This window comes from Melghirimyces profundicolus (genome assembly GCF_003054245.1).
Lineage (GTDB): Bacteria > Bacillota > Bacilli > Thermoactinomycetales > DSM-45169 > Melghirimyces > Melghirimyces profundicolus.
In genome coordinates, this window is the sequence record NZ_QBKR01000018.1 from 1 (window position 1) to 11,571 (window position 11,571).

Consider the following 11,571-nt stretch of genomic DNA (forward strand, 5'->3'; position numbering starts at 1 on the left):
GCGGCAATTACCGACAGAAGTTAAGTGGTCGGTATATGAATTATTAGACAGATACCGATGATTTTGGTTTATTTTCCCTAATCAACAGGCCTGGTATTTCACAACAAGAAAACAAAGCGACATTAAGATATACTGTGTTTTCTTAAGGGTTACGCCATTGCTATCATTTGCCACCGGCACAAGTGGAGGATAATTTCCGAGATATAAATTGACTGTTCCACTAGAAAAATCAATCGAGGAGGGAAGTATATTGATTAAAATGTTATTGGCTTCATTGGGTGTGGGGGGAGCTAAAATTGACTTGGTGTTGGAACAGGAGGAAGTAAGGATGGGGGAGACGATAACGGGGGAAATTCATCTCAAAGGGGGCGATGTCGATCAAAGCATCCGAGGATTTTCGGTTGATTTCTGTGTGGAGTCCCAGCTAGCAGGAATCGAAATTAAGGAATGTGTTTGCAGTATTCCGGTCACGGATGAGGCAATCACATTAAAGGCCGGCGAAGAACGGACCTATCCGTTTTCATTTACATGTCCTGAATTTCTTCCGTTCTCCTATAACCTGGACAAGGGTGGAATTTGGTCGTTTGATGATACACAACAGCAAGTAACCAATACGAAGTTTTACTTTAAAACCAATTTGGATATTGCATTAGCCAAAGATGTTAAAGATCGCGATACCATAAACGTTCTGCCTGCAGGGATAGTAAAAAATTTTCTGGAGGCTTGCTGGCGTCTCGGATTTTTCCTTCGAGGAGAAAGTTACTGGGGTGAACGATACGGAAAGGCCCAATCCTTTCATCTTGTACCGAGAGGCTGGATGCGAGGAAAGTTTGATGAAATAAAATTCGTCTATATTCCGAGTCGTACCAAAAGCGAAATGGAAGTGGGTTTTGAAGTCGATCGATCCACGACCGGGATTAAAGGCGTATTGTACGATAAGCTGGACATGGATGAAGTAAAGGGAGGGCATATTTTTTCTAAAGAAGATTTGGCGACAGTGGAGAAAGCCGAGGAGACGATCAAATATTTTATCCTTGAGAAAGCAAAGAAACTTAAAGGGGTCAACCTGTATTAAACGGTCCTTTAACTATCACGCAGGGGAAACCCTCTCGTCTTGTTTAATAAAATTTGTACTACAGAACTAAATTTGAATAGTTCCAATGATGAATAGCCAATATGGTTCAGCCACTCTAAAATGGAATTGAAAGTAAGTTTCTGGGGAGGGCTCCTAATCGGATCTTCCCCTTTTCATTGGAGGTTGAATCATTGAAATGCAAAGCATTCATTAGTTTCATGCTCACCTTTGTATTGGTGATGGTTTCGGGGTGTGGCCTTCAGCAGAAAGCGGTGGAAGGGGATTCACCGAAAGAGGAAGCTGCCGAGCCGAAACCGGAGAAGTTGTCAATGACCCAGGTGGTTCAAAAGACGCAGAAAGCGTCTCAAAAAGCGAAGGGGTATACCGTCAAATCCGGGGGCAAGCAAGAGATCAGCATGGAGGTGGAAGGTCAAAGCCAGGGAATCACCCAAGAGTTCGATCTGAAAATGGACATCACCCAAAACCCCCGCGCCGTTCACTTTTCCGGAACCATCCAAGGGGGAGGTCAATCCGGGACAGTGGAAGGATATCAAGTTGGCAATGAAATCTATCAAACCGTGGATGGGTCGACTTGGGTGAAAGGGACGGGAGCGGATCTGAACCAATTTGGGGGAAATCAAGGACAGGATCCTTCCCAAGCGTTGCAAAAACTGCAGGAGCTTCTGTCCCAAATTCAGGGGAACAAGAAAGACCAAGCATTGCAAATGAAAGAAACGAGGGACCAATATGTGATCACCGTCAATGTGATGGAAGATCAACCGGAAGTGAAAGAGCTGTTTCTGAAGCAAATGACGGGTTCGATGGTTCCCACCATGAAACAAGCGGGAGTGTCGGTCAATGAGAGTGCGATCAAGCTGAACAAGCTGAAACAGGTGTACCATATCAACAAGAGCACCTTTGAACAAGAAAAGATGGAGCAGGAGATGGAAGTGGAGATTCCGGTAAACGACGGAACCACCTCCGGTGTCATCAAGGCAGATCAGTCTATGACCCTTTCGTTGCAAGGGGAGTTCACGGGCACGATCGAGGTTCCTCAGGAAGTAAAAGAAAGTGCCCGGAATGCTCAAATGCAATGACCGGAGATCCCCGTTTCGTGACGGGGATCTCGTTTGGATGGCCCTTTCCTGTGGGAGACGTGCCCTTTAATTCATATGAAAAAATACGATAATGACTCGTTTTCTCTCGCCTCAAAACCAATGGTAGTGAAAAGCCTGTTTTTGCCTGGAACGATTGGCTCAGTCGTTTCATTCTGACGGGAGGAGGCTCATAAACAAAACCCATGTGGAAACGAATCGGAACGGGGATCCTGGCCATGCTGTTGGCCTTCACCACAGGATGTGGCCTGTTGACGGAGTCGGGTTCCCAATCGGTTAAAAAGGCGGAAGCGGATCCATCCGCAGAGCAAAAGAAGCCCGACTATTCGGGCCTGAAGATTCCCGAGCAACTGAAAAGCTTGGACATCATGAAGGGACCCGGAGAGTATGGCGGTACTTCGTATGATTTGAAGAAAATCAGACCTCAATTGGACAAAATCTCTGCTGCCATCTCCCCCGATCAATTGGAAGCCCGGCTCATCCAAATGATGGGAGAGGATTACCGTCGCCACATCAAAAAATATCAGGACTTTGATACTTCCGTCATCGACATTGAAGCGGGACCCGGCAGTGTAAAGAACATTCAGGTGCCGGAAGGGCAGGAAGTCAATATCGTCATCTTATTGGATGCCAGCGGAAGCATGGCGGACAAGGTGGATGGCGGAGTGAAAATGGACCTTGCCAAGTCTTCGGTTCAGGATTTCGTCTCCAACATGCCCGAAGGGGCCCATATTTCCCTTCAGGTGTACGGTCACAAAGGGAGCAACAGCAAAAGCGACAAGCAGATTTCTTGTAACAGCATCGAAGAAATTTACCCGCTGGGTGCGTATGACCAGACACGATTTCAATCATCTTTAAAATCTCTCAAACCCGCCGGGTGGACCCCGTTGGCCGGTGCCATTCAAAAGGCTGAAAAGACACTTGCCGGCCACACGGGTGACAATACACAAAATGTCGTCTATGTGGTGAGCGACGGGATCGAAACTTGTGACGGGGATCCGGTGGCCGCCGCCGACAAGCTCCATCACTCCAATATCCAAGCCGTGGTTAACATCATCGGTTTTGATGTGGACAATGAGGGCCAACAAGCATTGCTGGAGGTAGCCAATGCCGGAGGTGGCGAATACCAGACAGTCAAATCCAAGGTGGATCTGGAGGCCTATTTTGAAGGGGAATTCAAACGTCTCTATGATGAATGGCAAAAATGGGCGGAAGTCCATGAAGAGAAAGCAAGCATCATCGCTGCCCACAAGCTGGACCACCTGGATATCAATCATGAGGACATGAAGCGGTTGGTCGAATGGGAATACAACCATTTCAAAGATGCTCTCACCTATTTAAAAGAAGAGCGCAAATTTGAGTATGAACTTATTTCCGAAGTGGAATCCCGTATCTACGAGCGCAAGGAAGCATTGAGCGATTATTCTTATGAGACAAAAGAACAGCTTCAAACGGAAGTTCAGAACAACCGGGACAATCTACAGGATCATGTCCGAAATAAGCGGGATGAAGAACAAGAAAAACTCAACAATTAGTTTTTCCGCCAAAGAAGGAGGGTGTTTTCGTGAAAAAGGTTTGGATTTTGGGTGTGTGTGCTGTGCTGTTGATAACGGGATCCGGCTGCGGTCTTCTGACGAACAAGGAGAGTACGGAGGCGGACGCCGCCAAGGAAGCGAAGGGGCCCAAGGTTGCTAAAATTGAATTCGGTGATTATCCTCAGGATGAAGGTAATTTTAAAGTTTTGAACAAAAGAAAACACTTCGGCAAAGATGAGAACTTCGCTTTGGTTTTCCGTTTGCCGAAAGGGAAACAGTTCGATACCACCCGGTTGAAGTTCCAAATCATCAACAAAAAGGGAGATCGGGTGTTGCAGGAAATCATTCAGGAAGTGGAGCCGGATTCCAGCAAGTACAAATGGGAGTTCAGCAGCGATTTTGATTTCCATGGTTTCTACGAGACCGGCGACTATCAGATCAAGGTTTGGCGCGGGAAGGATTTGCTTGCGGAAGGAGATTTCATCATCACGGAATAATAAATATGAATTCCATGAGGGAGCAGGGGACTACCCCCTTGCTCCCTTATCATTTGCTCCGCCCCCCACTGGAAGCGTTATGATTGAATGTTCGTTTCGAGAAGCAAGGGTTGCTCCGACATCGGGTCGTGGTCAACCTGGCTTCACCTGGTTGTTGCACCTGCGGGCGCAGGAGAAGATCCTGGATGAGGGACCTTCTTTAAACGGCAAGGGGTTGGCATCATTTCCAAGATCTTTTATTGCGATCGGCTTGGCGCTGGGCGGTTGCAACGGGTTCAGCGAATGGTGATCTTGGTCCTCACCGGTTCTTCCGACTTTCTTCGACAACTATTTGCGACTTAGCTATAAATCTCAAAGCAGTGCCAGCGAAGGGTTACATTATTTCCCCGGAAAAGTTCCTTCTCATCCCCCGCCGGATTCCCCTTTCAAGGCTTCGTAGGGGCCTCCCACTTCTTCCAGCCAGACCTGTTCCGCTTCTTGTTTGCCTTTCTGCAGGTTGACGGTCAGCAATAGGACGATGCCCGCCAGGAAGAAGAAAGCCAGGGAGGTGATTCCGAAACGGCTGGAGCCGGTGAATTGGCCGACCAGACCGAAGAGGAAGGGACCGAAAATGGAGGCGAACTTGCCGGAGAGGCTGTAGAAGCCGAAGAACTCGGCGTTTCGGTGGGCGGGGATCAGGCGGGTGAAGATGGATCGGGAGAGGGCCTGGCTTCCTCCCTGAACGGTGCCCACCAGAATGGCCAGGGCGTAGAAATGGGAAGCCGTCTGCATGAAGTAGCCCAGGATGACAATGATGAGGTAGACTCCCAGGGTGGCGATCAGGGTGCGCATGGCACCGAAACGGTCGGCGATGCGGCCGAACAGGAGGGTGAAAGGAATCCCCACAAATTGGGTGATCAACAGGGCGGCGATCAGGTCGGTTTGGCCGATGCCGATCTCCCGGCCGTAAATGGTGGCCATCTTGATAATGGTGTTGATGCCGTCGGAGAAAAACCAAAAAGCGACAAGAAACTTCAACACCTCCGGATACCGTTTTAAACGGCGGAGGGTGTTCCCGACGGAACGGAACCCGACAGCGGCCATGGCCGTGGGCCGGATTCGGGCCCCGGGTGCGTTCCCGCCCTTTTGCTCCCGCACATGGCGGAAAAGAGGGATCGAAAAGACCCACCACCAGATGCCCACGGACAGGAAGGCGAGTTGGGTGGCGACCAGGGAGTCCGGAAGGAAGAAGGCCTTGGGGAATTGGATGGCGGCCAGGTTGACGGCGAGCAACACTCCGCCTCCGATGTAGCCGAAGGCGTAACCCCGGGAAGAGACCCGGTCCCTTTCCCTTTCCGGGACCAGGTCGGTAAGAAAAGCGTCGTAAAAGACATTTCCGCCCGAGTAAGCCAAGGTCCCCAGGATGACGAGAAGGGACGCCGACACCCAGTCTCCTTCTCCGGTAAAAAAGAGAAGAGAGGAGGCCAGCGCACCCATGTAGGTGAAAAATCGGAGAAAGGTCCGCTTGGAGCGGGAATAATCGGCGATGGCACCCAGAACCGGGGAGAGGAGCACCACAAAGATGAGGGCAATGGACTGGGTATAGCCCCAGTAGGCGGTCTTGGTGGTTCCGTCCAGTCCGGCGGCAGCGACATCGGCGTAAAAGATGGGCATAACGGCCGCCATGACGGTGGTGGCGAAAGCGGAATTGGCCCAGTCATACAGGACCCACGCTCGGACCGCTTTGCGGTTCATGGGGACATCATTCCTCTCGGATATTCATCGCACAATTCGGAAAAATGATCGTCATTGACAGTATATCACAGTCGGCCGAGAAGGGGGCGGCTTTCCCGGAAACCGGGCAAAACCGCCGTTTTTCCCGGGAAAAGGGTGTCCAGCATTTCCGCTTCATGGTAAAATAAACGCAATGAAGCCCGTGTTGAAATGTGTTGAATGCAATCGGAAGTTGTTCCCAACGGATGGGGAAACGTGTCGGAACATTCGGTTGCCTTGAATCGGCCCAGGGAGAAAGAGGGTGCATGAACAATGAAGAAAAAGGGTGATCGAATCCGGGGTACGTACCGGGTGCTTCAGGCATTCCCTTTCGTCCAGGGGGTTCTGTACTACACCGAGGTGGAACCCGATTCCCGGGACGGGAAACCATCCACTCCCCTTCCAACGCGGTTCCTGCACGGGCTGGATATCCGGTCAATCCGGAAAAGAGTCGATCTCAAAAAGCTTCTCAAACGGGATACCGGTGTCTTTTTTCCCCTCCAGGGACTGTTCGTGGAAGAAGGAATCCTGTACCAGGTGCTCGGAAAGCTGGACGGTCAACTTCTGGCCCATCATCTTTACCGTTCCGTCCCCCTCACCGCAAATGAAGCCATACATATCCTGCAATGCGTTTCCGGCCATTTGGTACGGATTTACCGGAAAGACCTGTTTACCGTCGTCCACCCTCAAAACATGTTGATCACAGGGGGTTCCGTCCGGTTTTTGTACGGGGGCCCCTCCGGACTTCTCCCCAAATTGAAAGGAGGCCCTCCCGGCGGCGGGAGGGCGGTCCCGGAGGAACGGAAACGACAGGAACAGATGATGGACGCCTATTCCCTGGGGGCGCTGGCCTATATTATGCTGACCGGAACCAGCCCCTCTCCCCCGGGAAACCTGTTGCCCATCCGAACCTGCCGGAGGGACGTGCCGCCCTCCCTGGAACATTTGATCATGCAATCTCTTCTGGCGGAGCCCGAATCCCGTCCCCGGGTTGAAGATCTGTGGGAAACCCTCAGGAGGATTCCCGTTGACCGGGAATTAAAAAAAGAACATCCCATCTGCCACCCGAGTGCGGATCGGAAAAGATCCCCCCGGACCCCGGGGCAAGTCAACCGGCTGCAGCGCTCCGGAAGAGGCGTCCCGGTTGTTTCAAGACCCGATGATTCCCCTTGAACAGGGCCGGGAAGTCCTTCCGGCCGGCTGTCCGATTGGGACCGGACAACAACCGATGCCGAATCCACGGAAGCAGATGAGTGGAAAAGACGGAGGGCGGGATTCCGCGACCTCCCCTTGGACTAGGTGCCGTCTTTGATGAACTGCGCATGCGCCTCCTGTGAATCCCGTCAGTTGGAGGAGACGGGAGGCATTCCCCTGACAGAGAGATCAGGCAGGGATGTGGTGAGAAATTTCCAATCCCCGAAGGGAGGTAGGCGATAATGCGCGTTTTGATGATTTTGTTTAAGGATATCCACTACGATGCCCGGGTCCAGAGGGAAGCTGTCGCATTGGCCAATGCGGGCTGGTATGTGGATATTGCCTGTGTACAGAGTGCTTCCGAGCCGCCGCCTGAACTCCATGAGAGGGTGAGATTCCTCCGGTTTCGGATCAATACAAAACGGATCAAACGGTTTGTGGACAAGAAAGCGGCCGTCAGGGTGAAGCGGGGAGTCTACCGGGTCGTCCGAAGCCCCATGGTCCGAATGGCCAAAGATGTGGTGGCCCAGCGGAACTTTGCGTTTCGGATCTGGGAACTTTGTGAGAACGCCTCTTACGAGGCCGTTCATTGTCACGATCTGCACACTCTGAGCATCGGGGTTCACCTGAAAAGGAAAAAAGGGTGCACCCTGGTCTATGACTCCCATCAACCTTTCGATGAAGGGAACGGGAAAACCCGGTGGGGACGTCTGGTCAGCCACCGGATGGAATCCTGGTGGATGGAATCAGTCGACCACCTCATCACCGAAAACGAATTGTTGGAAGCGAAGTTTCAGCATCACTATCCCGACCTTTCGATCACTGTGCTCCGGAACATCCCTGAGTCCCTGTCCCAACTTCCGGAGGAAAAAAACTATTTCCACGGGAAGTTTGGCCTGGCTCCCGGGGATCGGGTCGTTCTTTACCAGGGTGGCTTTTTGCGGAATCGGGGGTTGGAAGAATTGATCCACGCTTTCACCCGCCTTCCCGATCATTACAAGTTGGTCTTGCTCGGGTTCGGGGAATGGGAGGAGCGCTTAAGGAGGCTGGTGAGGGAAAAGAAGGTGGGGGACAAGGTCTTTTTCCATCCTCCCCTGTGTCCCCGGGAATTGCTCCGGGTCACCAGCCACGCCGATCTGGGAACCGTGTTGTACGGGGGCAAGGAGGGGATTCACCCCTTGTCCACACCCAACCAAGTGTTCGAATACATCCAGGCCGGAATCCCCGCGGTTACCAGTGATCAGCCGGGAATCGCTCATGTCGTGGGCGCATACAAAACCGGCCGCCTGGTGGACCCGCTGAATGTAGGGGAGATCGCCTCGGCGATCCACGAAATCCTGCCCGATCCCGATCCCTGGCGGATCAGCACCCACAAAGCACGAAAGCTGCTCAACTGGGAGAAAGAGCGGGAACGACTGGTGGAGCTTTACCGGCAAATCAACCTCACGCAGGCGGAACAAAGGAAAAAAGAAGATCGAGAGTCCGAAGACGCGGTTTCCATTCAACCCCATCTGAGACAACTGTGAAAACCGGCCAAAATCCGCCGAAGGATGAGGGGAAAGGGCAGCCCGCCAAGATGTCGGTTTTCCGTTCTTTTGGTCAGGAAGAGGGAGGGACGGCCCTTTTTCATAGAAGGGATTCCGGCCGGTCGCCCGATAAGTTCCCCGGGGCCCCGTCGCCGGTCCGGTAAGGGAGCCTGCCTGCGGTGGCGGTTGGACCGTGCCAATCTGACATTCCTGGAGCGAAACAGGATGACTTACATATTGCTTCACGCTAGAAGTATTATGATTTAATGTTCGTTTCGAGAAAAGGGGAGGTGTTTACCCAAAATAGCGACTTTGCTGTCCTGCCCAGCGGAGAATCAGCCTGCAAGGGCCGTTCAGGAGTGTTGCATCCGAAGGCGTTTGCCCCTGCCCGCAGCAGGATGATTCGGAGCGGACAGTGCAACCATCTCTGCAGGACAGCATAGCGAGACCGGGGAGCGCAAGCGACCCAGGCGAGACTTGTGCTCTGTGAGTGCAGCCGGAGCGGCTTTGGGTAAATGCTGCTGCTCACTTTTTCACAACGCTTCTAGAGGGAGTTCAATTGTGTTCAAGAGGGATACGACATCGAGATGAACCGTTACCTGATTGAAATGTGCCGGGAGATGGAAAGGTTGATTCGGGTAAGCTTCGGGCTTCCTTTCCCCCTTCTGAACCGCTCTTGACAATCCGGGGAATGGAGGTTAAGATAAGGATTGTGTCCATGACCCGGGGGGCTGTAGCTCAGCTGGGAGAGCGCCTCGTTCGCAACGAGGAGGTCGGCGGTTCGAGCCCGCTCAGCTCCACCAAACGCCAAAACTCCCGCACCCATACAAGGTGCGGGAGTTTTTGACTTATTGTTCCATAGGAGGCTTATGTACGCTTTTCGGTTCCTGAAGACGAAGTGGCAGCTGGAATGAATCGCAACCAGCCTGTGAAATCACTTCATCGAATATCCGCGGAAAGAGGAGATCCTTCTGAAATGACCGACCACTGAAAGTGCTTTCCACCCGTGTCCCCCACGGTTTTTTGTTTTCCTGATTTAAAAAGTGTAGACGGAGAGCTGGAGGGAAATATAGTGGGTGGAAACGCAATAAACAGGAGGAGGGCCCTTCTTGGGTGACAGGGGAAATCGAAACCGAAAAGGAGTCTGGAGGTGGATCGGCGGACTCGGAGCCTTGATCGCGAGTGGACTGAAGCTGGTTCCTTCCTTTCTGAAACTGGGGAAATTCGGCGGAACGCTCCTCAGTATGGTGTTATCCGTAGGAGCTTACACCGCGGTGTTGCGATTCCCGTGGTCGTTTTCCATCGGTCTGGTGATCATGATCTTCATCCACGAAATGGGTCATATTTGGGCGGCGAAGCGGAAGGGACTTCCTGTATCGGCACCGGCTTTCATCCCCTTCGTGGGGGCACTGATCACGTTGAAGCGTCAACCCCGGGATGCGGTCACCGAAGCGTATGTGGCGTTTGGCGGTCCGATCCTCGGCACACTGGGAGCTTTGGCCGCTTGGTTGCTCGCCGGATGGACCGGTTACCAGGTGTTGTATCCCATTGCTTATATCGGATTTTTTCTCAATCTCCTCAACCTGCTTCCCATGCATCCGCTGGACGGAGGCCGCATCGTGACTGCCATCTCCAGGTGGCTGTGGGTGGTGGGTTTGATCCTGGGGTTGGTTTTGATCCTGGTTCTTTGGAGTCCGCTCCTTCTGTTGATCTGGCTTCTGTTTGCGTTTCAACTTTGGACAAGCTACCTGTCCCGGCGCCGGAACAATGAACGCCGATTGAAAACGACGGTGGAAGTGGACCCGTCCAAATTTATCGGCGTCTCCCTCCCGGAGAAAGAAGAACGAAGGGTGCTCCCTTTTGTCCAGTATTGTGACATCAACGACCGGGAGCATCGGTGTGTCGTTTATTTCCCCCAAGCGGGAGAGATCCACCGTTACGAAGGATTCAGAGGAGGGTTTCGGGAAGTCCGCCTGATTGGGACGGAGGTAAAGATGGCCAAAGGCGGCCCCCGGATCCGGATGACGCTGGAAGCCGATTACATCCGGGGAGCGGAAGAACGGATGCTCCGTACCGATCGGGAGTATTACGCCGTTTCCCTCTGGACACGCCTCGGGTACGGTTTTGTTTATATCGGATTGGCATCCTTTCTGGTTTATATGTTATGGACTGCCGGCAATCTGTCCCTCATGGGCCATTCGGTGAGCTGAAAAAGCCCGCGGCACCGATTTTACCGCGGGTTTTTCTTCGTCTTATCCGTTGCGTTTCCGTTTTCCCGTGGGCAGGGCATAGGGTGGACTTTCCCGAACTCCGTTTGTTTCAAGTTGCGTCATGGCTTTCTCTCCTCGCTTTGTTTATTTTTTCATGGGAGAGGGCCGACGATGTCGGTGTTTCCGGTGCCCCCGGTACCCCCGGTACATTTGCAAAAAAACGAGATTGCTCTCCGTGGGGCGATAGGGGACCACTTCCGGGGGCCGACGGAGACCCTTGGTTTTGGAGAGGCGCTCCTCCAAGAACCACCATCGTATTCGGTGGTAGAGAGAGGGCCTGGCCTTTTTGGGAATGGACCGGTCATCGGTCATCTCCCGGTGAATCCGATGGTGTTCCAATTGCAACAGATATGGATGAAAATACATGTCTAATCCCTCCTTGAAAGAAAAAACGCCACAAACCTGACGTCTGCGGCAAATCCCCTTCTTTCCCGGGAAAGAAGGAAGCATCGAAAAAGCCGCAGGCCGACACGACCTGCGGCGTGGTTTTAAAATGAGTTCAGCCACGATCAGGGGAAGGGTGGCTCCCCGTTCCGGAGGTCGTCTGGATGTGCATTTTTGGGCACACAAATCCCTGCTTCAGCGGTGCCGAGTGCAAGTGTCCGGC

At 52.6% G+C, this 11,571-nt stretch carries 9 protein-coding genes and 1 tRNA gene; 8 read left to right on the plus strand and 2 right to left on the minus strand.

Features of this window, described 5'->3' with window-relative positions:
• Positions 1-259: 259 nt before the first annotated feature.
• From C8P63_RS12575 to C8P63_RS12590, 4 genes are all read left to right on the plus strand, one after another.
• The gene (locus C8P63_RS12575; RefSeq protein ID WP_245920880.1) at positions 260-1,075 is read left to right on the plus strand and encodes a sporulation protein; all 816 of its coding nucleotides are present in this window, start codon (positions 260-262) and stop codon (positions 1,073-1,075) included.
• A gap of 191 nt (positions 1,076-1,266) precedes the next feature.
• Positions 1,267-2,172 (plus strand): DUF6612 family protein, encoded by a 906-nt coding sequence (locus C8P63_RS12580; protein ID WP_108024729.1) that lies wholly within the window; start codon positions 1,267-1,269, stop codon positions 2,170-2,172.
• Positions 2,173-2,375: 203 nt separating this feature from the next.
• Entirely contained in the window at positions 2,376-3,725 is a 1,350-nt protein-coding gene (locus tag C8P63_RS12585) for a vWA domain-containing protein (protein WP_108024731.1), read from the plus strand.
• A gap of 29 nt (positions 3,726-3,754) precedes the next feature.
• Complete coding sequence (locus tag C8P63_RS12590) at positions 3,755-4,222, plus strand: hypothetical protein (protein ID WP_108024733.1); 468 nt, start codon at positions 3,755-3,757, stop codon at positions 4,220-4,222.
• Positions 4,223-4,624: 402 nt separating this feature from the next.
• Here the strand turns inward: C8P63_RS12590 and C8P63_RS12595 are convergent, their stop codons facing one another.
• On the minus strand, positions 4,625-5,956 hold the full coding sequence (locus C8P63_RS12595) for an MFS transporter (RefSeq protein WP_108024735.1): 1,332 nt from the start codon (positions 5,954-5,956) through the stop codon (positions 4,625-4,627).
• Positions 5,957-6,247: 291 nt separating this feature from the next.
• Between C8P63_RS12595 and C8P63_RS12600 the strand changes: the two genes are divergently transcribed.
• From C8P63_RS12600 to C8P63_RS12620, 4 genes are all read left to right on the plus strand, one after another.
• A complete protein-coding gene (locus C8P63_RS12600; RefSeq protein WP_108024738.1) occupies positions 6,248-7,147 on the plus strand; it encodes a serine/threonine-protein kinase in 900 nt (299 codons plus the stop codon).
• Between the two features lie 263 nt (positions 7,148-7,410).
• Positions 7,411-8,694 (plus strand): glycosyltransferase, encoded by a 1,284-nt coding sequence (locus C8P63_RS12605; RefSeq protein ID WP_108024740.1) that lies wholly within the window; start codon positions 7,411-7,413, stop codon positions 8,692-8,694.
• A 727-nt stretch (positions 8,695-9,421) separates the two neighbouring features.
• Positions 9,422-9,497: transfer RNA gene (locus tag C8P63_RS12615), tRNA-Ala, on the plus strand.
• Positions 9,498-9,803: 306 nt separating this feature from the next.
• Complete coding sequence (locus C8P63_RS12620) at positions 9,804-10,904, plus strand: site-2 protease family protein (RefSeq protein WP_108024744.1); 1,101 nt, start codon at positions 9,804-9,806, stop codon at positions 10,902-10,904.
• Between the two features lie 144 nt (positions 10,905-11,048).
• Here the strand turns inward: C8P63_RS12620 and C8P63_RS12625 are convergent, their stop codons facing one another.
• Positions 11,049-11,330: a hypothetical protein gene (locus C8P63_RS12625; RefSeq protein ID WP_108024746.1), complete on the minus strand. Its 282-nt coding sequence runs from the start codon at positions 11,328-11,330 to the stop codon at positions 11,049-11,051.
• Positions 11,331-11,571: the final 241 nt, after the last annotated feature.

Coding starts and splice junctions, on each gene's coding strand:
- C8P63_RS12575 (WP_245920880.1), top strand. CDS start 260: ATGTTATTGGCTTCATTGGGTGTGGGGGGAGCTAAAATTGACTTGGTG.
- C8P63_RS12585 (WP_108024731.1), top strand. CDS start 2,376: ATGTGGAAACGAATCGGAACGGGGATCCTGGCCATGCTGTTGGCCTTC.
- C8P63_RS12595 (WP_108024735.1), bottom strand. CDS start 5,956: ATGAACCGCAAAGCGGTCCGAGCGTGGGTCCTGTATGACTGGGCCAAT.
- C8P63_RS12600 (WP_108024738.1), top strand. CDS start 6,248: ATGAAGAAAAAGGGTGATCGAATCCGGGGTACGTACCGGGTGCTTCAG.
- C8P63_RS12605 (WP_108024740.1), top strand. CDS start 7,411: ATGCGCGTTTTGATGATTTTGTTTAAGGATATCCACTACGATGCCCGG.
- C8P63_RS12625 (WP_108024746.1), bottom strand. CDS start 11,330: ATGTATTTTCATCCATATCTGTTGCAATTGGAACACCATCGGATTCAC.